This window comes from Desulfobacter hydrogenophilus, from assembly GCF_004319545.1.
In the GTDB taxonomy this organism is placed as follows: domain Bacteria; phylum Desulfobacterota; class Desulfobacteria; order Desulfobacterales; family Desulfobacteraceae; genus Desulfobacter; species Desulfobacter hydrogenophilus.
In genome coordinates this window covers 3,226,061-3,251,128 of record NZ_CP036313.1, presented here as the reverse complement: position 1 = coordinate 3,251,128, position 25,068 = coordinate 3,226,061, and the positions used below count along the sequence as shown (strand labels likewise).

The following is a 25,068-nucleotide window of genomic DNA, read 5'->3' as shown; positions in this document are numbered from 1 at the left end:
TGTTGCACACAAGCCATTTTCTATTGACGGGGCCAGGATTATGAAACTGCGCCCATGAGGTTCGAGCCGTATGTTCTAAAGCGAAAAAAGAGGCGTCCGTGACAAAAAAAAAAGATATCAAAATTTTAATCGTTGATGATCATAAGGCCCTGCGAGAGGGACTCAAGGTTATTTTGCAGCTGGAACCTGGTTTTTCGATCATAGGAGAAGCCGAGGATGGGAAACAGGCCATAAAACTGGCACAAGTCCTTACCCCGGATGTCATCATCATGGATATGGATTTAGGTGAGATGAACGGCACCCAGGTGACGAAACTGATTCTGGCAGATCAGCCGGATATCTGCGTGATCGGCTTTTCCATGCACACGGACCCGGAACTTGCAGAAGCCATGCAAAAGGTTGGTGCAAGGACATATTTGACCAAAAGCGTTGCGCCTGACCAGCTGATTTCTGCCATACGAAGATGTTAAGAAAATGTGACGGCGACTGAGCCAAGATCACAGATGTTTTGGCCGCAGTGCTGTCCGGGAACCGCAACTTTGAAGTCAGAATTCACCAGTCGGTCAAGGTCAATTTTCTGGCATATCCCATGCTGGTAGTGGCCTTTGCCCTCTGCGGGCGGGTGGATGTGAATCTGGACAACGAACTTTTAGCACTGGACCCCAATGGGAGCCGGTCTATCTCAAAGATATCTGCCCCCAGGATCAAGAGATAGATGATAGAGTCGGCCGATATATCAAAGAAAAGGACGTTAAAAACCAGTACGAACGTATTTCTCAAGGGAATGATTCCTGAAAAATCTTGACATCATCCAATTGATCACCTTTGACTGGGATCCGGACTCAACCTATATCCGCAATCCCCCTTATTTCAGGAATTTTTCACTGATCCCCAAAGCACCCGAAGGGTTTGGAAATGCCCGGGTGCTTCTGACCCTGGGCGATTCGGTGACCACTGATCACATCTCACCAGCCGGCGCCATTCCGGAAGACTATCCTGCCGGTATTGACCTTAAGGAAAAAGGCATTGACGTGTATGCCTTTAACTCCTACGGTGCCAGACGGAGAAATCATGAAGTGATGATGCGCGGGACCTTTGGAAGCATCCGCATTAAAAATCGAACGGCAGCGATGTCACCTTCCAGGTTATTTGCCGCGTATATATGGAGAACGATGTCAAACACATGATACATAGCAGCATCTTACCCTATGTACTTAGAAAACTAATAAAAAACACCTAACAAGGAGAAATCATCAATGGACATTACCATATTGATCGGTGGGGCAGCCGGACAGGGCATCCAGACCATCGGCACCCTTTTGTCTGCGGCCTGCTGTAAGGCCGGGTATTTTGCCATGGCTGTCAATGATTTTGAGTCCCGGGTACGCGGGGGACACAGTTTTTTTAAAATCCGGATCAGCAATGCCCCGGTGTATGCTTCCCGGGAATCCGTAGACCTGCTGATTGCCCTGGACAAAAACACTTGGGAAATCCACAGCCCATCGCTTCGGGATAATAGTGTTGTACTGGCAGATGAGGATTTCTCAAGCTCGGGCAGGATTGTACCGTTGGCCTTTGAACAACTTGCCAAAGAGACCGGCTCAAATCTTTTTATCAACACCGTGGCAGCTGCCGCAGGGCTCCGGGTACTGGGTGCCGGGCCGGCAACGGTCCAGTCAACAATCAAAGATCACTTCAGCGGCCTTAAAGAGGATCTGCTGGAAAAAAATCTGGATGCCGCCCAAAAAGGATTTGAAAAAGTGGCGGATGTCTTGTTTGAAGAACAACCTCTGGCGCATCCATCCGTGCCCAAGGGCAATCTGATCTCCGGTGCCAAAGCCATTGCGCTGGGTGCTGCGGCGGCCGACTGCCGGATTGGAGCATTTTATCCCATGAGCCCGGCCACAAGCATTATGCAGCATCTGACCGATTTGAGTAAACGCTTGGATATCGTGGTGGAACAGGCTGAGGATGAAATTGCTGCCGCCAACATTGTAATCGGTGCTTCTTTTGCCGGGGCCCGTGCCATGACAGCAACGTCCGGGGGTGGGTTCTGCCTAATGACCGAGGCATTAGGGCTTGCCGGCATGACCGAGACCCCCATGGTAATTGTCAATGCCATGCGCCCCGGACCATCCACCGGCCTTCCCACACGAACCGCACAAGGAGATCTTCGGTTTGCCATCCACGCATCCCATGACGATTTTCCAAGGTTTGTATTTGCTCCGGGCACGCCAACCCAGGCATTTGAACAGACCCGCAAGGCTTTTTATCTGTCTGAAAAATACCAAGTGCCTGCCATTATTCTGGCGGATCAGTATCTGCTGGATTCTCTGTTCCTGCTGGAAAAACCCTTTTTCATTGATAAGCATGTGGAGCGGTTTATCGTGACGGATGATGACATGCCCGATCCCGGTGGTTATGAGCGGTTTGCCGTAACCGATTCCGGTATATCTCCCCGGGCGCTGCCGTGCAAAGGTAAGGCGCTTGTCAAGGTATCCAGCGATGAGCACAGGCCGGATGGACACATCACAGAAGATATTGCCATACGCAACACCATGATGGAAAAACGCCGTGCCAAACTGCCGGCAATGATCGAAGAACTGGACGGCCCTGAGACCGTTTCCCCGGATGCCCATACCCTTTTAATTGGATGGGGCTCCAGTGCCGGGGCCATCAAAGAGGCCACAGACCTTCTGCGGGACCAGGGTGCGGATATCGGCTGTCTGCTGTTTTCACAAATATGGCCGTTTCCGGCAACCGCTGCCGAAAAGATGCTGAAAAATAATCCCGACACACAATTCATCGCAGTCGAGATGAATGCCGAAGCCCAGTTTGCGGGAATCTTAAAAGAAAATACAAATATCAATTTTTCAGGATATGTACTCAAGTACGACGGCAGACCGTTTACAGCTCAATTTATAGTAGACGCACTCAAAGAAAAGGAGCTTGCTTGATATGTCAGATAAAGACCGTTATGAATCCGCTTACGAAAACCAGTGGTGTCCGGGGTGTGGCAATTTCGGCATCCTTGGGGCGATGAAGGATGCCTTGGCGCAACTCAATATTCCGCCGGAAAAACTGTTGATTGTCTCCGGCATTGGGCAGGCTGCCAAAACACCTCATTTTTTAAAATGCAATTTTCTGCACGGCATCCATGGCCGGGCACTCTCCATTGCGCTGGGAGCCAAACTAGCCAACCATGATTTAAACATTCTGGTCAATTCCGGGGACGGGGATTGTTATGGTGAAGGGGGCAATCATTTTATCCATGCAGCGCGCCGGAACACGGATATGACGCTTCTGGTGCACAATAACCAGATTTACGGGCTGACCAAGGGCCAGGCCTCTCCGACATCGGCATGGGGCATGACCACAGCCATGCAGCCTGGCGGCGTAATTTCAGAACCCTTAAACGGTCCGGCCCTGGCCCTGACCATGGGTGCCGGATTTGTGGCCCGGGGATTTTCAGGAAATAAAGAACATTTAAGCGGCCTTATTCAGGCAGCTGTTCAATACAAGGGCTTCAGTGTGATCGACATTTTTCAACCCTGTGTCACGTTTAACCGGGTTAACACCGCCCAATGGTACAAGGATCGGATCTATGAGCTGGACGAGACAAAGGACCGGGATGATTTCGGCACGGCCATGACACTGGCCCGTGAAACAGGGGACCGGATACCTGTGGGCATTTTGTATACCAAAGAAAAAAAAGAGTTTATCTCCCAGATTAAGGGGCTTGAAAAAGGCCCGCTCATTGACAGGCATTACGATCCGGACAGGCTGGAAAAAGTGGTTCAAGAATATATTTAACGAACCAAGGAGCTTGACGAAGAGCCAAGCTGGGGGATGCTTACCTGGCCGGAATTACCCGCACCGCATCGGCTACGGGCCTTGGCACCAGTGGGCTTGCAGTCTCTGGAAAACATGAATAACAACTGGGACAAAGATAAATATGAAAGGACCATTCCAGACCGGTCAAAACAGATGCTGGAACAGCACTGGTGATGACACCGACTGTAACGATTCAGGACAGGACGGCGAGAGTAGAAGCGGAGCGCCCTGGCCTGAACCCCGGTTTAATATTGGTCAGGACACCGTAACTGACTGTGCTGTCGGTCTTGTTTGGCTGAAAAACGCAGGATTGAGTGATTTCCCGTTATCATGGCAGGAAGCCCTGGATTTTGTCGCAGACCTGAACCGAAAAAAATTTGTAGGTCGTGACGGCTGGCGGCTGCCCCGGCGCAGGGAGCTGTTCCTGCTGGTCAGCCATACCCGCATTAATCCGGCCATTGTCCACGCGGATCTGTTTGAAAATATTTTTAACGGGTATTACTGGACCGGTAATACCTGTGCCCGTCTGCCGGATCAGGCCTGGTATATCCATGCCGGCGGCGGGCGGGTTGTCAGAGGAATGAAACACCAGTCGGCAATGGTCTGGCCGGTTCATGATCCTGATGAGAAGACAAATCAAGAAAAAACTATAGAGACAAGCATTGATCCTGACCAAAGGTTTCAGACAAAAAACAGCATTGTTTTTGACAGGGAAACAGAACTCCAGTGGATGCGCAATGCCGACGTAACAGGCCGTGCCGTGACATGGTCCCAGGCCCTGGAGAAAATCCATCAGCTGAACCGGGAACAGGCGGACGGATTCCGTGATTGGCGCCTGCCCAATATCCGGGAACTTGAAAGTCTGGTGGCGCTGTCCCGGCATTCCCCGGCCATTTGTGGTACAGACTGTTTTGACCGGGTTCAAGATTTTTACTGGTCCTCCACCACCAGTGTGTATGAACCCGCCTATGCCTGGGCGTTGTATACCCGGGACGGTTATATTGGGGTGGGCCATAAAGCGGATGCCATTTTTTTTGTCTGGCCGGTGCGCGGATAGCGGATAAAAATCATATTTTATTTGGTATATTCAAAAAGGCATGGTATATCAGTGGCTGGTAGGTAGATTTCCCTAAAACGCACCATAACCCATAAAATTCAGTATATTACAGGTATATAAAATGAAAAAGATTGTAGTCGCTGAAGATAATACCCTGCTGCGTGAAGGGTTGTGCCTGATGATCAATTCGGATAAAAATCTTGAAGTAGTGGCCCAGGCCGCAGACGGGTTTTCTGCCATTGAAAGAACCCTTTCGCTTCAAGAGCCGCCGGATCTGATAATGATGGATCTGTCTATGCCCAGGATGGACGGGGTCTCTGCCATCAAAGAAATCAAGCGCCATAGGCCGGATTCCAAAATTATGGCGTTGACCATTCACGATTCGGATGAATTCATCCTGGACTGCTTTGATGCCGGTGCCTCGGGATACTGTTTAAAAGACTCGTCCCAGGATGAATTGTTAAAAGCAATCCATGTGGTCCTCTCCGGAAAGACCTATATCAGCCCGGGGATTACCGGCACCGTCATGGAAGGATTCATAGACGGCCGTCGAAAACTGAAGAAAACAACTGCCTGGGACAGCCTGACCCAGCGGGAACGGGAAGTCCTCAAGTTGGTAGCTGAAGGATATACCAGCAAAGAGGTAGCCGGGTTATTATGTATTAGTCCCAAAACTGTGGAGCGCCATCGCTCTAACATTATGAATAAACTGAATCTGCACAATGTCTCTGAATTAACTGCATTTGCCATTGAAAAGGGGCTGGTAGTATAAAACTGTGTCGCCTCAAAGGCCGGACCAATCTGAGATCTCCCCTAATTACCAAGCGAACTCTTAGCAGCGGCATCCTGCAGCTGTTGAAAATTATCTTTTGCCGTTTTTCCATATCATCCTGCCCGGATACCGGACCTGCAGGGTGAAAATGGGTAAATCCCCTCATGTGCAACCATGGTTGGTTATACTAAAGTGCATCGATAAATTTCTTAAATTGACGCCCTTCGGGCGGGCTGTTAGCTCATTTAGGAAATAAAATTTCCTATACTATTAAACTATTGATAGAGGGGGGGAGCAGATGGAAGAGTATCTGGAAAAAAAACAAGTCGGTATAGCCCAAGACCCGGTCCAAATGGTGGCCGGGGGTGTGGCCCATAACGTTCGAAATCTATTGGATGCGATCCATGGTAAGGCAATCATGGCCCTGTGCCAGGCCGAAGAACCGGATGCGACTCAGACCCATATGATTCAGATTGTTCAGTTAGTTGATCAAAGCACCCAGGTCGTAGATTATCTAACGCAGTTTGCAAAAATCAGACACTGCCGTAAACAGCCTGTGGACCTCAACTGTCTGGCAAAAACCGTAATTGAGCAGACTGTCAATCAAATGAGAGATGTTATTGTGGACATCAATCTGTTTGACCGGCCGATTCCGGTGGCGATGGACGAGGATAAAATCGGACAGGCAGCGGTCGCGATTTTAGATAATGCGTACCAGGCACTGCATAGAGGAAAGGGCACGATCATTATAGCGACCGATATTATACAAATGATGAACGGTTCCTGTGACGCTTATGGTCTTCCCAGGGGGAAATATGCACGTTTGACAGTAACGGATAACGGTGTAGGGATGGAACAAGATGTGTTGACCAATGTTTTTACGCCGTTCTATTCATATGGAAATGATCGGCACCTAGAAAGAAATGGCCTGGGATTAACATTAGCCAGGAATATTGTGGAACGCCACGACGGCATAATTGACATATGGAGCACCCCTGGACGCGGTTCGGCTTTCTCAATTTTTTTGCCTCTGGAACATCAGGCTGAGGAAATAAACGACACAGATACTGTGGGGACATCTTCCTTCTTTCAACCCTAAAAAAACCTGCTTGTGGTGGATAATCAATGGCGATATAGCTAATATACCGGAAAACGATGACATCAACGGCCCGGCTAAACCGGGATTCATAATTTTTCACCCCCCAAGAATGGCAAAAGGGAAAAAATGGCAATAACCGACATCACTAAAAACAGCGGGAAACGGCTTGCTGTTCAGTTCGCACCCTTTATTGTGATGCTGATAGCCTTTTACATCAGCACATTTTACAATTTTCTGCTCTTTCATACCCTTGCCGAGATGTTTGCGGTGGTGACCGCCTGCAGCATTTTCATGGTTACCTGGAATGCCCGGTGGTTTTTCAAAGAAAAATCGTTTTTCTCTTTTGTGGGGATCGCTTATCTTTTTGTGGGTATCCTGGATCTGACACATACCATGACCTATAAAGGGGTCAATATTCTGCCGGGCCTTGAATCCAATGTGCCGACCCAGTTGTGGATATCAGCCCGCTACCTTGAAAGCATTTCATTGTTAGGGGCATTTTTTTTATTTAAAAGCCGGATCAAGGCCCCAATCTATCTCTTTGGTTTTTCTGCAGTCACGGTGTTGATTCTGCTTTCCATTTTTGTCTGGCCGATATTTCCCGACTGCTATCTTGAACATGCCGGCGGTCTAACCACATTCAAAAAAACCAGCGAATACATCATCTGCCTGATTCTATGCCTGGCGCTGTTCGCGCTTTATCGCAGCCGGAACCGGTTCGACAGCACACTTTTCAACTGGCTGCAGGCATCCATCATTGTGACCATTGTTTCGGAACTGCTGTTTACAACCTATATCGGGGTGTATGGGCCGACCAATATGCTGGGCCACTTTTTCAAGATCGTCTCCTATTACTGCCTTTACAAGGCCCTTATTGAAACCGGTCTTTCAAGGCCTTACAGTACATTGTTTAAAGATCTTGCCAACAGCCGGGAAAATTATCAGGCCTTATTTTCAAATATGATCGACGGGTTTGCCAGGCATCGGGTAATTTTAGATAAAAACGGAACACCCGTGGATTATGAATTTCTGGAAACCAACCCTGCGTTTGAAAAACTGACAGGTTTTAGAAATGTGGCCGGCAAAAGGGTCACACAGTTAATACCGAATATAAAAAAAGACCCTGTCGACTGGATTGCGCGTTTTGGTAAAGTGGCCATGGAAGGTTCCCCTGTTCGTATTAATGGATGCTCTGCCCAGCTTGGAAAATGGTTTTCCGTTAACGCCTATTGTATCAAACACGGCGAGTTTGTCAGCATTTTTGAAGACATCACGGAAAAAAAACAGGCTATTGATGCCCTCTTTGTTCAAAGAGAGTGGCTTAAAACCACATTAAACAGTATTGGAGATGGTGTCATCTCAACCGATAAAAACAGGCGGGTTTCATTTATGAATCCTATTGCAGAAGAACTCACCGGCTGGCCCCAGGCAGATGCATTAGGGAAAACAATTGAAAAAGTATTTTCCATAGATCTGGAACCCCGGGATTGTTCCTGTATACAAAGACAGCCCCTCTATCTTCCCGAAGATCTGTCGACTCCCTTTGCTTGTAAAGGGATGCTGATTCGTCGGGACAAGACCCGAATTCCGGTTGAGGAGACCGTCAGCCAACTTGAAAATGAAAAAAAAGAGGCGGCCGGGATTGTGCTCGTTTTTCGCGATATCAGCGCCCAGCAGGAATATCAGAAAAAGCTTGAAGGGGCCAATGAACATCTCGAAGAAAAAATTGAAACGCGGACCCAGTCCTTGTACCAGACCATCAAACGCCTTAAAAAGGAGATCGAACGGCGTGTGGCGGCAGAAACCCGTTACCACAATGCCCACCAGGAGGTGCTGGCCCGGGCGGACCAGCTCAGAGCGCTTGCCGGAAAGCTTACCATGGCAGAGCAGGCGGAACGCAGGCGGGTGGCAAAGGTGCTGCATGACGGTATCCAGCAGTATATGGCAGCAGCCAAGCTACATTTAAGCGGACTGGAACGGCAGATCCAGGACCCGCTGTTGAGTGAATCGGCTAAAAAAATTGAAGAAACCATCGGCACCTGCATCCAGATGGCTCGCTCATTAAGCGCTGACTTAAGCCCGCCTGCACTTTATAGAGGTGGGCTGGTCTCCGGTTTAAGGTGGCTTGCCGGACGAATGCAGGAACGTTATCAATTTCACATGGATTTCGCATCACAAATATCCGGTTTATCGCTTTCCGAAGATATTGTGTTGCTGGTGTTTGAATCCGTACGCGAACTGCTGTTCAATGCAGTCAAGTATGCTGGAACGCCAGCAGCCAAAGTAACCCTGAAAATAAAGGGTGAGGATCGTCTTTGTCTCAGTGTCCGAGACGAGGGCAAGGGATTTGATCCATCAGCGATCACAGTTTCCGATAATATGAAGCAGGGACTTGGCCTGTTCAGCATCCAAGAGCGAATTGAATTAATCGGGGGAACCTTTAAGATTACCAGCAGCCCGGGTGACGGCAGCCGGTTTGATATTGTGTTGCCGTACGAACAGGATGCAACACAACCCATTCCATATGACGATGAGCCAGCCGGCGAATCTGCCGCTTCAGATAATGATGCTGTCGGGAAGCGGTCGTCCAAAAAAAATAATATCCGGGTATTGCTGGCAGACGATCATGCGATTTTTCGCAAAGGCATATTCCAGGCGCTTAAAGAAACTGCCGGCATCCAGGTAGTCGGCCAGGCCCACGACGGCATGGAGATTGTGGAGCTGGCCGAAAAATTAAAGCCGGATGTGATCCTGATGGATATCAATATGCCTGGCATAAACGGCATTGAAGCGACCCGCCGTATTTATAAAAGACATCCTGAAATAAAAATTCTGGCCCTGTCCATGTATGAGAAAAAAGAGTATGCCCGGGACATCATTGCTGCCGGTGCCGTAAATTTTATCAGTAAGGGGTGCACCGCTTCTGAAATGGTAGCGGCCATTCAAAACGCCATAGTCACTATTTAAAAACCGGGTGCAGACATAACGTCTGCATCCGATTTAAAAGGTTGTTATTTAATCAATATCTTTAGATCCTAAATCCATGGTGCCTGACCTGACACTTATTGCATTCCATAAATCGGCTCTTAAGACTTCCAAAGCCCATGAACGTTACAGTATTCCCGGGCGGTAACATTTTTGGAACAGCCTTTAAAAACGGCTTCCGGGGTCTGCCCTGGTTTCAGGTAATGACGGCAGGATGTCTCCCCGTCAATAACTTCAATCCATTCAATATAGTGTTTTTCCTCCATGGGGTGGGGATTTGACCCAACTTTCACTTTAACGCCTTGGGTTGTGGCTTCAACCACGGGAACATGTTTCTCTTTTCCCTCATCCGCAGCTTTTTCTTCAAAAAGAACCATTTCCGCACCACAACAGACCAGGTCCCCATCTGCCCCGTGAAGAACCTCAACAACATTTCCACAAAGTTCGCATTTATAAACCTGTTTTCTTTCAGCCATGTTTCCTCCTTAATTTTAAATTCCAAATTCGCTGACAGCTATTCGCTGACAGCCCGCCCACAGGGCGTTAATTTAAGTCTTGTTTGTGCAGGTTAACCCCTTGTGTTCATGGTTCCCGCCTGATTTGATACGGCAAGATTACAGAAAAAACGTTTAACCGTAAATTCGGGTTTATACTCATTGATGGATAGATAACTATGTATTTGCAATATATACATAAGTTTCCCCATTGAAAAAAACGGGACCAATCCAAGTAAAAACAAAGCAGATTGCTGCGTTCAAATGATCCTGGACGACAGTCTGCAGCAAACATATTGATAAAAGTTCTTTCTTTTAGGATTTTCTTAATATATTCTGTGATAATCATAATATAAAAAATGGCTTTTTCGCCTCAGATTACTCACTTTTTTCACTTCAGACATAGAAGCGTGAGTCTTTCCTGTTGATATAGTCTTTTTTATAGCCGATACAAAAAAGAAAAATCCGTATTTATAAATAGATAGCTGTATTGTCAACTGGGTCAGATTATACCACCAATGTTATCGCAGACCATGGTGTTCTGGACAGTGGCTTTTATTCTATAAACGTACCGTTTTCAAAACAGAATCCGGCTAAAAAGGTCCGGGATGTACTCAATAACAAGAAAAAAAAGAACCCAATAAAAAAATATGGAATCAAAGGAGGAATGGATGAATGATCAAGTTGACAGCATGAATAAGGCCGTCGCCGACATGACCATTAAAACAGGTAAATACCTGACTTTCGCATTAGCGTCGGAGGAGTATGGGATTGGTATTCTTAAAGTGAAAGAAATAATCGGTATGTTACCCATCACTTCGGTCCCCAGAACCCCGGAATTTGTCAAAGGCGTCATAAATTTGCGGGGAAAAGTAATCCCCGTAATTGATCTTCGGTCAAAATTTGATATGAAATCAATTTCTTACAATGACAGGACCTGCATTATTGTCGTCGAAATTGATGCGGCGGAAACCACTGTTCTAATCGGAATTGTGGTTGATACCGTCTCCGAGGTTTTAAATATAAAAGAAGACGAAATTGAGGAAACCCCGGCTTTTGGTACGAAACTGGATACACGATATATCCTTGGCATGGCCAAGCAAGATGGGGGCGTCAAAATTCTTTTGAATATAGATAGGGTTCTTTCGTCCAATGAAATGGCCGCTATTCAAAATGCTTCATAAATACCGGGAAAAAAACAATAAAGGAATTTAAGATGAAAAACCTAAGTCTGGGATTAAAAATCACATATGGATTTGCAGTATTAATCATCATTGCCGTTGCCCTTGGTTTAATGGCCGTTGTAAATATGCGAACGGTGGAAACAAAAAGTAAGATGTTGGCCCATGAGTATATACCGGAAGTAGCCGTTGCCATGGATTTAAGTGATGCAGCCAGCCAGATGGCGTTTGAAATGAGAGGGTATGGATATACGGAAGATAAAAAGCTCTATCAACTGAGCCAGGCGGCAATGGAATCCGTTGATATGGCCTTGCAAAAGGCACGTGAACTCGAGGAAAATTCTCCCAATTTAAAAAAGCTAAAAGGTCAGATAGATATCGCTTCCAAAGCGATTGAAACGTATAAATCCTTAATAAAAAAAACCGTTGAGACCATCGCCAGATTTGCGGCCAATAGACGAACCCTGGAGGAATCTGCTCAAAAATATATGTCAACTTCTGCTGATTTTTTAATGGGTCAAAACACAGAATTCAAATCTGATCTGAATGACCGTCAGCAGAAGGTCAAACTTGCCACGAATCTTGTTCATATCGGTTCCAGCGTCAGGGTTACCAATTTTAAAGCCCAGGCCACAAACGACATGGAACTTATGAAAACCGCAATTTCACAATTGGATGGCGTTGACGCACCGTTAAACGACTTAAGGGCTATCACCCGTGATAGGGAAGACATTCAAAGACTTAAAGCCATTCAATCTGCGGCTCAAGCGTATCAGAAAGCGATAGAACAATTTATGATTGAGTTTAATCGCGGCAGCCTGGCAGACCAAAGACGGCTGAGCAGATACCGGGACCAGATGGATGAAAATGCCGGAATTTATGTGTCCAACTGCGATGGGTTTCTTGAAGGGCAGCACGAAAAATTAAATACGGACATGATGGAAAGAAATGCGAAGATTACCCTGGTGAACGATATTATTACCCTTGGAAATGAGACGCGAATAGGGGCATTTAAATCCCAGGCATTGAGAAGCCCTGAAGTTATGAATGCCGCGTTGGAGAATTTTTCACACATAGATCTCAAGTTTGAAGAACTGGAAAAAATCACACGGATACCTGAAGACTTAAAGCGGATTGAGGAGGTTAAGACGGCTGGTCGTGACTACCAGGCCGCTATGAAGAATTTTCTTAAAAATTGGATTACTATGCAGGACCTGGGGGTTAAACGCCTGGACGCCAATAACAAAGTTCTCAATGCATGTAAAACTATGGCAAATGCTGGAATCGGCGCAACCGACACCATTGCCAAGGATGCTGTGAACGCGCTTTCAAGTGCATCTATTCTCATGATTATCGGATTAATCGGCGCGCTTATCATCGGTATTCTTTGCGCATTTTTTATTACACGCAGCATTACCAAACCGATTAACAAAATCATTGCCGGTCTTAACGAAGGTGCAGTGCAGGTGGCGGCGGCATCTGGGGAAGTTTCATCGTCCAGCCAGTCCATGGCAGAAGGCGCCTCCCAACAAGCCGCATCCATCGAAGAAACCTCTTCATCCATGGAAGAGATGTCAGCCATGACCAAAAAAAATGCCCAGAATTCAAATAATGCCGACGGGTTGATGAAAGATGCGAATGCGATTGTGAGTACTGCCGGCCAGTCCATGAATGAATTAACACGATCCATGGAGGATATCTCCAAAGCGTCAGAGGAAACGTCGAAAATAATAAAAACCATTGATGAAATCGCATTTCAGACAAATCTGCTCGCCTTAAATGCCGCGGTGGAAGCCGCCCGTGCCGGTGAAGCAGGTGCAGGGTTTGCCGTCGTTGCCGATGAGGTCAGAAATTTGGCTATGCGAGCTGCAGATGCGGCCAAAGATACGGCAGCGCTTATAGAAGATACGGTCAAAAAGGTAACCGATGGTTCCGGCATCGTATCCTCAACCAGTGAGGCATTCTCCAAAGTGGCGGAAAGCTCGGCCAAAGTCGGGGCCCTGGTCTCAGAGATTTCCGTGGCATCAACCGAACAATCCACTGGGATTGCCGAAGTCAACAATGCCATCACTGAAATGGACCGGGTTGTCCAGCAAAATGCAGCCAATGCAGAAGAGTCCGCCTCAGCGGCAGAAGAGATGAGTGCCCAGGCCGAACAACTTAAAGAATATGTTGATAATCTTGTGATGCTGGTTACCGGTAAAAGCAATTCCAATCGGAACTTGGGTGATTACCAATCTGTTAAAGCGTTGCCTAAAAGCACCCCAGGCAAAGCAAACAATAAAGCAAAAGCCAGGGATCGTCACTTGGATTCAAGTCGTCCGGATCAAATCATCCCGTTTGATGACGACGAAACCTTTGAAGACTTTTAATATCATAAAGTTGGGGCGCAGGCGGCCCAGGGAGATTATATCCCTGGGCCCTGTGCAGGCGGTATCCTTAAAATTTCACGAGAACTTTTAAACTTTGGAAAAGCCAATGTCTTATGAAAACATAATCGCAATGACAGAAAGGCTGGCATCAGAATTAATTTTATTCGATCCGGATCAGCCGGACTCGATCAAGACGCTGTTGCCCATTCTCAAGAGCATACATGCGCAATGCAAATCGTTGGAACTATCGTCAGAGGCTGCGCAAATTCTGAAGGCCAGAAACATTATTGATACCATAATAAAAGACGGTCCCCAGGTCGAACGTAATTTATTGTCAAATCTTGACATGATTGTTTCAAATTTCAGCACGGGACTAAAAAAGATGGATGAAAAAGAGAGCAACAGGTTATTTTTCCCAAAGCTGTCCCAACCCGATGACAAAGCCTCGAACGACGATTTCAAAAAAATAGAGAAAAAGCTGAATGAATTTTCAATGCTTATCGCCGGCTTCTGCCCAGGAAAAGACCCAGATATGGAAGGAATGATTCGTAATGTAGACAGTCTTATCAACATTTCTGAAAATATTGAGCCTTATACTTTTTATGATATTTCAAAGTTATGTAAACAATATATGGAAAATATGGCTATTGGCCCGACCTTTAACACAAGGCCGATTGAAGAAGGACTTGTGTTGTTAAAGTCCATATTAAGTCATTTAAAGAGAAAAGAACCTTTTACTTTTGATTATTCCGACGTTCTTGAACTTTTAGAAGAAAACCTTGCCACAAATGAACAATGCGATGAGTGTGTTGATGAATGTTCGGAAAACGAGCCTGAAACAGAATCTACACAGAACAGCACGCCTGAAAAACTGTCTGACGATGATATTGAAATCCTGACCGACTTTATATCAGAGGCAGAAGAAAATCTAAACAACATCGAAGTGTCTTTAATTGAGTTGGAACAGGATCCGGAAAATGCTGATATCATAAACGATATTTTCAGACCGTTTCACACAATAAAAGGCGTCTCCGGATTTTTATCTTTAGATAAAATCAACCGACTGTCCCATGCCACTGAAAATCTTTTGGACAGTGCCAGAAGCGGAGATTTCATAATTAATCATTCTGCAACGGATGCAATTCTCGAATCCGTTGATTTACTAAAACACCTTCTCGATAGTGTAAAACAAGGACTTGTTAGCGGTAACCGACAAGAAGATGGCCACATAGATGTAGAAATCTTAAGGGATAAACTCAAAAGACTTCAAATTTCTTTGACCAAAGGGGAAAAAGAGCCTTTAGGTGAAATTCTTGTCAGAAAAAAGGAGCTTACAAAACAAGACATTGATCATGCACTGGAAATCCAGAAAAAGCATCCGGGAAAAAAAGTTGGTGAAATTCTGATCGAAGATAAAAAGATCGCTCCTGTTCAAGTCGCCTCGGCGTTAATGGAACAATCAACGGTTAAAAGAAGGGTGGATTCTCAAGTTAAAGTCAGCACTCAGAAATTGGACGACCTTGTAGATTATGCCGGTGAACTGGTGATTGCCCAATCGATGCTGCGACAGCAAACCATGGAAAATTCAGCCTTAAGCCAGACCGTTTCACAATTGGGACAGATTGTAAACAATATGCAGAATATTGCCATGTCCATGCGTATGATACCCATTAAAGCCACATTTATGAAAATGATTCGTCTCGTAAGGGATTTGTCACGAAAATCGGGCAAACAGATCAACTTATCAATGACCGGAGAAGAAACTGAAATTGATCGAAATGTGGTGGATGCCCTTTATGAGCCCATGGTTCATATGATCAGAAATGCCTGTGATCACGGGATTGAATCCGTACAGGAGCGCAAGGAAAAAAACAAACCCCAACAGGGAAATATTGATCTTCGTGCCTATCATAAAGGCGGGAACATTGTCATTGAGATCGAGGACGACGGTAAGGGGCTGGATAGGGAAAAAATATTTGAAAAGGCCACGGCTACCGGGCTGATTACCGGAGAAGAACAGATGACGGATGCGCAGATTTTTAATCTGGTTCTTGCGCCCGGATTCTCAACAGCAAACCAAATTACGGATGTATCCGGCCGGGGCGTCGGCATGGATGTGGTCAAAGAGGGGATTGAAAAATTTCGCGGCCATTTGAATATTGAATCCGAAAAGGGGGTCGGCTCCCGATTTATTATCAGTCTTCCTCTGACGCTGGCCATTATCGACGGTATGCTGGTCAGGGTTGATGACGAAAAATATGTTATTCCCACCACTGCTATTCAAAAAGCATTCAGACCGGGGCCAGGTGAATATTTCACCGTAGAAGGAAAAGGTGAAATGGTTAAAGATCGTGGCCATCTGGTTCCTCTAATCCGATTAAACGAAATCTATGAAACAAGCAATCATGTTAAATCCGTAGAACAAAGCCTGGTTGTCGTTATTGAGTCAAAGGAAGAAAAACGTGCTTTTTTGATTGATGAACTTTTAGGCAAAGATGAGTATGTGATTAAAAATCTTGGCGGAAATATGGATGATATTCGAGGTATTGCCGGCGGTGCGATTCTGGCTGACGGAAAAGTCGGACTGATCTTAGATGTTCACGGCATCTTTTCCATTGTATCGGGAAACTAGGGAATGTGACGGCAGAAAAAGAGATGAGGATATGAATAGATGAAACAAATTGTCGGCGTTGCAGATATGAAAGTAAGCAATAATCCCGCAGATGCTGTGATCACTTACTCTCTTGGATCATGCATAGGATTGGTTATTTATGATCCGGTCGCAAGAGTCGGGGGAATTCTTCACTATATGCTTCCAGAATCCGCCATAGACAAAGAAAAAGCAGCCAAAAGACCATTTATGTTCGCAGATACCGGTATCCCGCGCCTGTTTAAAACAGCTTACACAATGGGCGCAAAGAAACCCAGGATTAAAATTTTTGTCGCAGGTGGTGCCGAAATTCTTGATCAAAATGGTTTTTTTAATATCGGAAAACGTAATTATATGGCGTTAAAAAAAATGTTTTTTAAGAACAAAGTAATGATCGATAAGCAGGAGGTGGGCGGGAATATTAACCGGACGATCCGAATTGAAATTGTATCGGGCGACATTTTCTTAAAAACCTCAGGATCCAAGGAAGTGAGAATATGACATCACTGGATAAAATGATTCGTGAGATAAAGGAGTTAACGCCGATGCCGGCCGTCGCTAACCGTCTGCTCGAAATGGTTGAAGAGCCGGATAGTTCAATGAACGATATTGCCCAGATAATTCAGTATGACCCTGTCATGACAGTAGATATTCTTAAAGTCTGCAACTCAGCATATTCGGGGTTAAAGATGCCAGCTGAGTCAATTAAAGATGCCGTGAATATGCTTGGTACAGATCAGATAATTGAATTGGCAATGGTAAAATCAAGTGCAAAAATCCTTTCTGGACGACGAAAAGGCTATGGTCTTGAACAGGGGGATATGTGGCGGTACTCAGTTTCTTCTGCCGTAATCGCCAAACAGGTTGCCATACGCTTGGGACTTAACAACAAAAGTACAATTTTTACCGCTGCCCTGATCAAAGACATCGGTAAAATCATATTGGAAAAATATGTGTTCAAGGACTTTAAAAAAATTAATACGCTTGTAAAAAAATTTGGCTACAGTTTCAGAGAATCCGAAAAAAAAGTACTGGGTATAGATCATGCGGAGATGGGTGCCTTAATTGGCAAAATATGGAAATTCAGCCCACGGATGATCAAGCTTATTCAACATCATCATCTCAGAGATGAATCCATGATTAACGATAAAGAGGTCGCAGCGGTATACCTGTCAGACTGCATTTGTATGATGATGGGGGATGGCGTCGGAGCAGATGGTCTGGCGTATCGATTCAAGGATGAATTAATGAAAATTCATAGCGTCTCTCAATCGGATATAACCGGTATTATGGCAGAATTTGCCGTCAATATGCATGAAGTGAACGTTTTATTAAATATGGCTTAATGAAAGTAAAGGGAAAAAAATGTCTTATTCAATATTGATTGTAGATGATTCAATGCCAATGCGGACCGTTTTAAAACGATCGCTTGCAGCGGCGGGATACGGCGGTGCCAGGATACTTGAAGCCTCAAATGGTAAAGAAGCGTTAACGGTAATGGGAGGAGACTGGGTGGATTTGATTATGACCGACTATAACATGCCGGAAATGAATGGGCTCAGCTTTTTAAAAAAAGTAAAAACCGAAGCACTGTTCAAGGAAATTCCAGTGGTTGTCATTTCAACCGAGGGCAACGATTCAAAGATTAAAGAATTTATGGATACCGGTGCTGCCGGTTATATTACCAAGCCGTTTACCCCTGAGGCGCTCAGGGATTTAATTGTCAGTATAATTGGAGAAGCCGATTATGAAGAAAGTATTGATGACAGCGATGACGAATTCGATTTCTGAAGTCATGGAGACCATGTTTTTTATGCCGGTTGAGATCGGTCCCGAGATGATTTTAAATGATTCCGGCATCGACCTGAATAACGCGTTGGCATGTCGTTTGAATTTCACCGGAGATATCGGCGGGAATATAGATGTTATTTCACCGGAACCACTGGTTGCGGAACTCACATCCAATTTTTTGGGCGAAACCAAAGCCGAACTGACGTGGGAACAGCAGTTTGGGACATTGTCTGAAATGCTTAATATGGTGTGCGGAAATGCCTTGAAAAAGGTGAAATGCCGGCGGCCCTATAAGCTCGGCATCCCCGAAAAGATTACCAGTACAGATCTGAACGGTACTGCAGAATGCACACTGATTGAAACAATGGATTCGAAAATGGCTATTTTACTATCTATCCATGTGGGTCAATAAGGACAAAAGATCGTTTAAATGTCTAATGAAATTAAAGTGCTTGTGGTAGATAATTCCGCCGTTGTCAGAAAGGTATTTAAAGAACAGCTATCCCGGCACCCAGGAATTACGGTAATTGCTACGGCACCGGATCCATACATAGCCAGAGAAAAAATAGTAAAATTAAAACCGGATGTTGTTACCCTGGATATAGAAATGCCACGTATGGATGGGATCACCTTTTTAAAAAAATTAATGAGGTATTATCCTCTTCCCGTCATCATTGTCAGCTCTCTGAGTACAAAAGGAAGCCATCTTGCCATGGAAGCGTTGGCCATTGGAGCATTAGACGTGATGACAAGACCCAATGACGCCTATTCGGTAGGAGATGTCAGCATGCAGCTCGCCGAAAAAATCAAAGCGGTGCATGCAGCTGGATTTCCCCGACGCGGGCAACAACAAAATTCAACGTACCAGAAAAGAACCGCATCCATGGTACCTTATAAAACCGCCAATAAAATTATTGCCATCGGCGCGTCAACCGGAGGGGCGGAAGCCATTAAAAATGTCCTGACCCCAATGCCGAAAAACATGCCGGGTATTGTTGTTGTGCAGCATATGCCGGCTCATTTCACTAAGGCCTTTGCCGGACGGTTAAATGAATTGTGCCAAATGCGTGTTAAAGAAGCTATAAATGGGGACCCTGTAACAAATGGTAACGTCCTTATTGCCCCGGGTAATTACCACATGCTTTTAAAACGCAGGGGCGCCGGCTATTGCGTAGCGGTTAAAACAGGGCCTCTTGTTCACTATCAGCGACCGGCCGTGGATATTTTGTTTCGGTCTGTTGCAAGACTGGTTGGTGCCAACGCTGTGGGTATCATTTTAACCGGTATGGGCAAAGATGGTGCACAAGGATTGCTTGAAATGAAAAAAGCGGGGGCAGTAACGATTGCTCAGGATGAAAAATCAAGCGTCGTTTACGGGATGCCCAAAGAAGCTCAACTGATAGGCGCTGTGGATTATGTGGAAAATATTCACAATATAGCGGCAAAGACCTGTTCATTTTTTAAACCTCTCTAATGCATGCTATTGGATGAATTAAAACAGTCGAAAACGAAAAAAGGAATTAAAATGAAAGAAACCATATTGGATTCTCCAACAGTGTTTTCCAAGGATGATATCCTACGTGTTATTAACAATTTACCGCTTGCAGTCGCAGTTATTGACGCGGATCGAAAACTGGTTTTGGCAAACAAGATGGCCGGCATGTTTGTAAAGAAGGAAGAGAATCTCCTGGTCGGGCCTGTAGTCGGGGCGGCCTTTGGCTGCATTCATCACAAAGATGCCCCTGAAGGCTGCGGATTTGGAAAAGAGTGCCTTAAATGCAAATTGCGGATAACAGTGAATGATACCCTTGAAAATGAGAGGGGGCATTTTATGGTTGAAACACCCATGACCTTTAATTCTATCGGTCGCAGGCATTTGAGAATAACGACTCAACCCTTAAAATTGCAAAAAGGAAAAGCCGTTTTACTGTCAATTGAGGATGTTACACAGGCAAAAAAATATGAACATGCAAAAATAGAAAAGGAAAAACTGACAGTGGTAGTTCGAACCGCAGGCGCCATCTGCCACGAAATTAATCAGCCTTTAATGGCGATTTTAGGTTTTTCGGAATTATTGATTGATGACATCTGCCATGGGCAAGTCCAGAAAGAAAATATAAAGGAAATTAAAGACCAAGCAGAACGGTTAGCTGAGATTACAAACAAGCTGATGGCTATTACCCAATACAAAACAAAAAAATATTTGCATTCCGAAATTTTAGACCTTGACGCAGCATCTTCATTTGTTGCCGTACCCCCCAACCCCGAGAAGGGAAAAAATGATGAAAAATAAAAAAATATTAATCGTTGATGACGATCCCCCCATTTTAAGGTTGTTGTCCCAGTTGTTTACCAAAGCCGGTTATGATGTTTCCACCGCAGGCAATGCACTGGATGCATTGAAAATTATAGAAGAGAGTAACATTATGGTCATGTTTTTTGATTTAAATATGCCGGTAATGAACGGTATGGAATTATGTAAGCGAGTAAAAAATATTAAGCCCATGTCTATTATCTATGCCATTACCGGCTATGCGTCTTTATTCGAACTGTCAGAATGCCTTGATGTCGGCTTTGAAGATTATTTTAAAAAACCGGTGAATATATCGACTCTGTTGAAAACAGCTGAATCCGCATTCGAAAAAGTAAACCGCTGGAAAAAAATGTAAAAATTTAAAAAAATGAATTCAATACTTTTTAAACCAAGTGAATTGACGGAATTAAAAGCACTTGTATATAAGACGTGCGGCATTAATCTTCACGAGGGGAAGCTTGAATTATTAAAATCCAAGGTTGCCAAACGCATGCGCCTGACCCAGATGAATGTCCAGGAATACTTATCATATTTAAGATCAAATGAACGAGAAGTAATCGAATTTATCGATACGATAACAACCAATCATTCTTTTTTTTACAGAGAAAATAAAAGCATTGAATATATCGTCAAACAATTGGGTTGTCATCCTAAACGAGAGGTAAAACGCTTCAAGGTCTGGTGTGCAGCCTGTTCCACCGGAGATGAGCCTTACACTGCGGCCGTTCAGTTAAAGGCTTTGGGCGTAACTTTTTCTATCCTGGCCACAGATATATCTCACTCCGTGTTGGAAATCGCCCAAAAAGGGATATATAAAAATGACAAGGTCAAACAGGTCCCCCTGTCCATCCTGCATCGTTATTTTCAGAAAGGAACCGGAAAATATAAGGGATATTTAAAAATTAAGAAAGAAATACAACAGCATATCACCTTCAAGAAATATAATTTGATTTCAGACCGTATCCCTGGCTCGGACTTTGATGCCGTTTTATGTAGAAACGTAATGATCTATTTTAATAATCAAACCAGTGAAGCGGTTGTGAATAAATTGTACCAATCCCTTGGCACCGACGGTTTTTTTGCCATTGGGAATGCTGAAAGTTTGATGAATATGAAGCATCCTTTTAAATCTGTGGCAGGAATTCCCAGCCTTTATATAAAATAGCTTTATGCACGCCGGTTGATTTGATAATATCTATTTATACTGTTTTTCTTCTTGACAAATCAATATTTTAAATTTCTGGGAAGCGAACACCAAGGCGTCCTTATAAATAGCGGAAGCTTGTTTGGGGGTAATATGACAAACGACGATTCCATTCAAATGCAACTCAATAAAATTGCAGCAACTATAGGCGAGAATATCCAACGATATGATGATCGACTGCATGAACTAAAAAGGCTATCGCAGATACTTTTCATGGAGACCCGGGCAGATGATGATTTAGACGCATGGTTTCGGGAAGAAGGCTTTGGTATTAATGAAGACGGCTTCTGGTTGAGTCTGCCCAAATTAACCGCCTTTCGGGAAAATCGTGCAGCTCAGGATATCATATCCTATTCCTGGCACCCCGATCTAATTAGCAATAAGGATGCCTGTTTTCGCATGTATGCGTTGAGAAATATCGGCCCGTTACTTGAAGAGATATGGAACAGTTTACCTGAGACCGCCTGGATTTACTATCAGGATATAACCAACACATCTTTACAATTTCCATATATCGATCAGATAACGGCCATCTCGCCGGATTTTGACTGGCGTACCTATCATACCTTCCAGTCTGTCTGCCCCCAGAATAATCCGGAAGGAGAAATAAAGTGGACGCAGCCGACCATTGATTATGCCGGAGAGGGCTTAATTCTGTCGGTTTCCATTCCAGTAAGAATCCAAAACCGTTTTATTGGTTTATGGAGTATTGATCTACCCATGGTAAGCCTTTATCCCGAATTTATATTTGACACGCTTCTTGAAGGGCAGGTCAATTTTATTGTGGACCAGGATGGGAACCTGGTGGCGCATCCACATATTGAAACCCGGATTGACTCTGAGAAAGGAAGCCTTTTTCAGACCCATTTTCATGAACTCGGTGCTGGGTTCAAATCATTGTCACCCCGGGAATTGCTGAAAAAAAAAGAAGGGCACTTTGTGCTTAATCCAGAAACGGCATCTGAGTCAGTGGGATATTACCATGCAATCCCGGGGGTCCACTGGCTTTTATTTTGTGTTTTTCCACGTCAATCAATGGAGCATGTCATTGACCGGAAAATTAAAACTGCTTTTGAGCGGGTTAAATCCGGAGACTTCTCATATCGCCTCAATGAATTGTCGGACGTTAAACACAGTAAAATTATTGCTGACGGGTTTAACGAAATGGCCCGGGCATTGGAAAACCAGGCGGAAAAACAGAAAAAAACTCAGAAAGAAAAGGATTTGCTTGAAGAACGAATCCGGCATTATCAAAAAATGGAAGCCATCGGTACACTTGCCGGCGGCATTGCCCACGATTTTAACAATATTTTGTTTCCGATTCAGGGCTACGCTGAAATGTTTTTGGATGATTTTCCCAAGGATGATCCTAAACATGAAATGGCTCAAGAAATTTTACAGGCAGCCTCCAGAGCCAAGGAGCTTATTGAGCAGATTCTGACCTTCAGCCGTCAAGGGGAAACGAAGAATCAAATTGTATCGCTCCAAAGCATCGTTAAAGAAGCCCTGAAATTGTTAAGATCGACTATACCAAAAAATATTGAGATTCGCCAGAATGTCATTTCCAAGTGCAAGCCGGTCTTTGCCGATCCTACGAACCTTCACCAAGTGATTATGAATCTTTGCACGAATGCGTTTCATGCTGTCCAGGAAAAAGGGGGGGCAATTGATGTTGCTTTAGAAGAAATTCGGGTTACCACAGAGGGTCAGTATGGTATTGTCGACCTCCCCCCTGGCAACTACATCCGCCTAACTGTATCTGATACAGGATGCGGTATGGACAAAACAACTCTGGAACAGATATTCAATCCTTATTTTACGACAAAAAAAGAAGGGAAAGGAACCGGATTAGGACTTTCTATTTCATATGGCATTATAAAGACGCTCAATGGGGAGATTAAAGTCTATTCAGAGCCCAATAAAGGCACGACTTTTCATGTCTACATACCGGTAACCAGCATAAAAGAAGTTCGGGAACCAGGAGAAAATATCAACATTGCAAAAGGAACGGAGCATATACTGCTCGTAGATGACGAGGGCAGTATCGCACAAATGGGAAAGACCGCGCTGGAAAAATACGGCTATCGCGTTTCGGTTTTTACCAGCAGTTTTGAGGCGTTGAACGCATTTGAAAAAAAACCTGCGTCCTTTGATCTTTTGCTCACTGATATGACCATGCCGGACATGACAGGAGATATATTAGTTCAACATATCAAGCGCATTAGAGATAATATTCCCGTCATTATATGCACGGGGTTCAATGAAAATATTTCTAATGTGAATTACGCGGACAAGGGCGCAGACGCATTTCTCATGAAACCCGTTGCCATACATAAACTGATCGGCACAATCAGAAAACAGTTGGATAAAATTAGGAAATGAGGGCCGTGGACACAATATTGTTAATTTTATAATTTCCATGGTCTTTATTTCCACAGGCGACCATATGGAAAATACAGTGTTGGAGATGATCCAGAAGAGTGCTGTGGCTCAAACCGCATGATATAGAAGCGTTTTCATCATCGTGAAATAGACTGCTCTCAGCTTAAAGAATTGGAATCGGTCGGTATGAATTTAGAATGTTTGGCAGCATTGACTTCTTTTACCAGATTGATGAAACCAGAAATCTTTTCTACGATACGTTATATACATGACTTACAGTTCAAATATACATGATGTTCCCTATTTCAAAACCCATTACACGCAATTATATTAGAGGTTAGACGGGTTGTTTTCCAAAGACAGCCCATTGTGGACTAGGACAGAAAAACAATCCGTCAGAATACTGCCGGGATCAAAGGTTCTGAAAACAGTAAAGAAATTGTAAAATCATTGCATGTGATGGCTTTATGCTTGAACGTGCAGGACAATCACAGCAGTCTTAAATGGCAAAGACAAAGAAAGGATGGTACATGATGAATAAACAGGAACTGTGCAAACAAATAGAAACAATTTATCCGGACATCGGCACCTGTGGCATTGATGTGGATGTCGAATTTGATGATGCAAACAACCGTTGGAAGGTAAAACTCCAAAAAGGAAATAAACACCTGGATACATTTCTGGAACCCGGTGACGCAGAACTCTGTATAGAAGGAAAACAGTGCGTCAGCTTAGGACTTGAAATCAGACAGCTTAAAGACAACATCGATGCAAAAAACCAATGAACGATTGAGTAGAACGCCTGGCTATCGTTGGAGAAAATGATGTCATTTTGTATCCACCTTCAGAGTGGATTAAAAAGGTTTTTCTGCCGTTTCATCCCGACAATTGTTTTTTCCGACAGCCATTGCCATTACCCGATGAAGATCTTGA

Annotated in this window: 24 protein-coding genes; 23 read left to right on the top strand and 1 reads right to left on the bottom strand. The window is 44.6% G+C overall.

Annotation, left to right across the window (positions count from 1 at the left end; all coding sequences use genetic code 11):
* Window positions 1–98 precede the first annotated feature (98 nt).
* The 9 genes from EYB58_RS14415 to EYB58_RS14375 all read left to right on the top strand — a co-directional run bounded on the left by EYB58_RS14415 (window position 99) and on the right by EYB58_RS14375 (window position 9,729).
* Complete coding sequence (locus EYB58_RS14415) at window positions 99–470, top strand: response regulator (RefSeq protein ID WP_111953255.1); 372 nt, start codon at window positions 99–101, stop codon at window positions 468–470.
* Between the two features lie 47 nt (window positions 471–517).
* Window positions 518–715 carry an aconitase family protein gene (locus EYB58_RS24015; protein ID WP_242637663.1) on the top strand — a complete coding sequence of 66 codons (198 nt, stop codon included), beginning with the start codon at window positions 518–520 and terminating at the stop codon, window positions 713–715.
* A gap of 100 nt (window positions 716–815) precedes the next feature.
* Window positions 816–1,187: a hypothetical protein gene (locus EYB58_RS24010; protein WP_242637369.1), complete on the top strand. Its 372-nt coding sequence runs from the start codon at window positions 816–818 to the stop codon at window positions 1,185–1,187.
* A gap of 69 nt (window positions 1,188–1,256) precedes the next feature.
* A complete protein-coding gene (locus EYB58_RS14405) occupies window positions 1,257–2,957 on the top strand; it encodes a 2-oxoacid:acceptor oxidoreductase subunit alpha (protein ID WP_111953257.1) in 1,701 nt (566 codons plus the stop codon).
* Between the two features lies 1 nt (window position 2,958).
* Complete coding sequence (locus EYB58_RS14400; protein WP_111953259.1) at window positions 2,959–3,813, top strand: thiamine pyrophosphate-dependent enzyme; 855 nt, start codon at window positions 2,959–2,961, stop codon at window positions 3,811–3,813.
* Between the two features lie 142 nt (window positions 3,814–3,955).
* Window positions 3,956–4,891, top strand: coding sequence for an Lcl C-terminal domain-containing protein (locus EYB58_RS14390; protein ID WP_111953261.1), 936 nt, complete (start codon window positions 3,956–3,958; stop codon window positions 4,889–4,891).
* A gap of 121 nt (window positions 4,892–5,012) precedes the next feature.
* Window positions 5,013–5,663, top strand: a complete 651-nt coding sequence (locus EYB58_RS14385) for a response regulator (RefSeq protein WP_111953263.1) — start codon at window positions 5,013–5,015, stop codon at window positions 5,661–5,663.
* 298 nt (window positions 5,664–5,961) lie between these two features.
* A complete protein-coding gene (locus EYB58_RS14380; RefSeq protein ID WP_111953265.1) occupies window positions 5,962–6,762 on the top strand; it encodes an ATP-binding protein in 801 nt (266 codons plus the stop codon).
* Between the two features lie 126 nt (window positions 6,763–6,888).
* Complete coding sequence (locus tag EYB58_RS14375; protein WP_111953267.1) at window positions 6,889–9,729, top strand: MASE3 domain-containing protein; 2,841 nt, start codon at window positions 6,889–6,891, stop codon at window positions 9,727–9,729.
* A 119-nt stretch (window positions 9,730–9,848) separates the two neighbouring features.
* On the opposite strand, the gene EYB58_RS14370 is transcribed toward EYB58_RS14375, so the two are convergent.
* Complete coding sequence (locus EYB58_RS14370) at window positions 9,849–10,223, bottom strand: desulfoferrodoxin (RefSeq protein ID WP_111953269.1); 375 nt, start codon at window positions 10,221–10,223, stop codon at window positions 9,849–9,851.
* 508 nt (window positions 10,224–10,731) lie between these two features.
* On the opposite strand from EYB58_RS14370, the gene EYB58_RS23245 reads away from it, so the two are divergent.
* The 14 genes from EYB58_RS23245 (at window position 10,732) to EYB58_RS14305 (ending at window position 24,920) form a co-directional block, all read left to right on the top strand.
* Window positions 10,732–10,920 (top strand): hypothetical protein, encoded by a 189-nt coding sequence (locus tag EYB58_RS23245; RefSeq protein WP_111953271.1) that lies wholly within the window; start codon window positions 10,732–10,734, stop codon window positions 10,918–10,920.
* Entirely contained in the window at window positions 10,913–11,425 is a 513-nt protein-coding gene (locus EYB58_RS14365) for a chemotaxis protein CheW (protein ID WP_111953273.1), read from the top strand. The genes EYB58_RS23245 and EYB58_RS14365 overlap by 8 nt, the downstream gene beginning before the upstream one ends.
* 32 nt (window positions 11,426–11,457) lie before the next feature.
* Window positions 11,458–13,794, top strand: a complete 2,337-nt coding sequence (locus EYB58_RS14360) for a methyl-accepting chemotaxis protein (protein WP_111953275.1) — start codon at window positions 11,458–11,460, stop codon at window positions 13,792–13,794.
* 106 nt (window positions 13,795–13,900) lie between these two features.
* A complete protein-coding gene (locus EYB58_RS14355) occupies window positions 13,901–16,426 on the top strand; it encodes a chemotaxis protein CheA (protein ID WP_111953277.1) in 2,526 nt (841 codons plus the stop codon).
* Between the two features lie 39 nt (window positions 16,427–16,465).
* Complete coding sequence (locus EYB58_RS14350; protein ID WP_111953279.1) at window positions 16,466–16,945, top strand: chemotaxis protein CheD; 480 nt, start codon at window positions 16,466–16,468, stop codon at window positions 16,943–16,945.
* Window positions 16,942–17,790, top strand: a complete 849-nt coding sequence (locus EYB58_RS14345) for an HDOD domain-containing protein (protein WP_111953281.1) — start codon at window positions 16,942–16,944, stop codon at window positions 17,788–17,790. The genes EYB58_RS14350 and EYB58_RS14345 overlap by 4 nt, the downstream gene beginning before the upstream one ends.
* 19 nt (window positions 17,791–17,809) lie before the next feature.
* Complete coding sequence (locus EYB58_RS14340; protein WP_111953283.1) at window positions 17,810–18,235, top strand: response regulator; 426 nt, start codon at window positions 17,810–17,812, stop codon at window positions 18,233–18,235.
* Complete coding sequence (locus tag EYB58_RS14335; protein WP_165477772.1) at window positions 18,192–18,647, top strand: chemotaxis protein CheX; 456 nt, start codon at window positions 18,192–18,194, stop codon at window positions 18,645–18,647. Before EYB58_RS14340 ends, EYB58_RS14335 begins: the two co-directional genes overlap by 44 nt.
* Before the next feature lie 18 nt (window positions 18,648–18,665).
* A complete protein-coding gene (locus EYB58_RS14330; RefSeq protein ID WP_111953287.1) occupies window positions 18,666–19,709 on the top strand; it encodes a protein-glutamate methylesterase/protein-glutamine glutaminase in 1,044 nt (347 codons plus the stop codon).
* A 51-nt stretch (window positions 19,710–19,760) separates the two neighbouring features.
* Window positions 19,761–20,528 (top strand): histidine kinase dimerization/phospho-acceptor domain-containing protein, encoded by a 768-nt coding sequence (locus tag EYB58_RS14325; protein ID WP_111953289.1) that lies wholly within the window; start codon window positions 19,761–19,763, stop codon window positions 20,526–20,528.
* Window positions 20,515–20,904, top strand: coding sequence for a response regulator (locus EYB58_RS14320; protein WP_111953291.1), 390 nt, complete (start codon window positions 20,515–20,517; stop codon window positions 20,902–20,904). The genes EYB58_RS14325 and EYB58_RS14320 overlap by 14 nt, the downstream gene beginning before the upstream one ends.
* A gap of 12 nt (window positions 20,905–20,916) precedes the next feature.
* Window positions 20,917–21,714, top strand: coding sequence for a CheR family methyltransferase (locus tag EYB58_RS14315; protein ID WP_111953293.1), 798 nt, complete (start codon window positions 20,917–20,919; stop codon window positions 21,712–21,714).
* 132 nt (window positions 21,715–21,846) lie between these two features.
* The gene (locus EYB58_RS14310; RefSeq protein ID WP_111953295.1) at window positions 21,847–24,135 is read left to right on the top strand and encodes an ATP-binding protein; all 2,289 of its coding nucleotides are present in this window, start codon (window positions 21,847–21,849) and stop codon (window positions 24,133–24,135) included.
* A gap of 503 nt (window positions 24,136–24,638) precedes the next feature.
* Window positions 24,639–24,920: a hypothetical protein gene (locus EYB58_RS14305; RefSeq protein ID WP_242637368.1), complete on the top strand. Its 282-nt coding sequence runs from the start codon at window positions 24,639–24,641 to the stop codon at window positions 24,918–24,920.
* Window positions 24,921–25,068: the final 148 nt, after the last annotated feature.

Bases quoted from the DNA above. Each gene is read 5' to 3' on its own strand.
- EYB58_RS14360 (WP_111953275.1), top strand. From the start codon at position 11,458: ATGAAAAACCTAAGTCTGGGATTAAAAATCACATATGGATTTGCAGTA.
- EYB58_RS14310 (WP_111953295.1), top strand. From the start codon at position 21,847: ATGACAAACGACGATTCCATTCAAATGCAACTCAATAAAATTGCAGCA.
- EYB58_RS14350 (WP_111953279.1), top strand. From the start codon at position 16,466: ATGAAACAAATTGTCGGCGTTGCAGATATGAAAGTAAGCAATAATCCC.
- EYB58_RS14320 (WP_111953291.1), top strand. From the start codon at position 20,515: ATGATGAAAAATAAAAAAATATTAATCGTTGATGACGATCCCCCCATT.
- EYB58_RS14380 (WP_111953265.1), top strand. From the start codon at position 5,962: ATGGAAGAGTATCTGGAAAAAAAACAAGTCGGTATAGCCCAAGACCCG.
- EYB58_RS14325 (WP_111953289.1), top strand. From the start codon at position 19,761: ATGAAAGAAACCATATTGGATTCTCCAACAGTGTTTTCCAAGGATGAT.
- EYB58_RS14355 (WP_111953277.1), top strand. From the start codon at position 13,901: ATGTCTTATGAAAACATAATCGCAATGACAGAAAGGCTGGCATCAGAA.
- EYB58_RS14335 (WP_165477772.1), top strand. From the start codon at position 18,192: ATGAAGAAAGTATTGATGACAGCGATGACGAATTCGATTTCTGAAGTC.
- EYB58_RS14365 (WP_111953273.1), top strand. From the start codon at position 10,913: ATGAATGATCAAGTTGACAGCATGAATAAGGCCGTCGCCGACATGACC.
- EYB58_RS14330 (WP_111953287.1), top strand. From the start codon at position 18,666: ATGTCTAATGAAATTAAAGTGCTTGTGGTAGATAATTCCGCCGTTGTC.
- EYB58_RS14390 (WP_111953261.1), top strand. From the start codon at position 3,956: ATGAAAGGACCATTCCAGACCGGTCAAAACAGATGCTGGAACAGCACT.
- EYB58_RS14345 (WP_111953281.1), top strand. From the start codon at position 16,942: ATGACATCACTGGATAAAATGATTCGTGAGATAAAGGAGTTAACGCCG.
- EYB58_RS14400 (WP_111953259.1), top strand. From the start codon at position 2,959: ATGTCAGATAAAGACCGTTATGAATCCGCTTACGAAAACCAGTGGTGT.
- EYB58_RS14385 (WP_111953263.1), top strand. From the start codon at position 5,013: ATGAAAAAGATTGTAGTCGCTGAAGATAATACCCTGCTGCGTGAAGGG.
- EYB58_RS14315 (WP_111953293.1), top strand. From the start codon at position 20,917: ATGAATTCAATACTTTTTAAACCAAGTGAATTGACGGAATTAAAAGCA.
- EYB58_RS14340 (WP_111953283.1), top strand. From the start codon at position 17,810: ATGTCTTATTCAATATTGATTGTAGATGATTCAATGCCAATGCGGACC.
- EYB58_RS14305 (WP_242637368.1), top strand. From the start codon at position 24,639: ATGGCAAAGACAAAGAAAGGATGGTACATGATGAATAAACAGGAACTG.
- EYB58_RS14370 (WP_111953269.1), bottom strand. From the start codon at position 10,223: ATGGCTGAAAGAAAACAGGTTTATAAATGCGAACTTTGTGGAAATGTT.
- EYB58_RS14405 (WP_111953257.1), top strand. From the start codon at position 1,257: ATGGACATTACCATATTGATCGGTGGGGCAGCCGGACAGGGCATCCAG.
- EYB58_RS14375 (WP_111953267.1), top strand. From the start codon at position 6,889: ATGGCAATAACCGACATCACTAAAAACAGCGGGAAACGGCTTGCTGTT.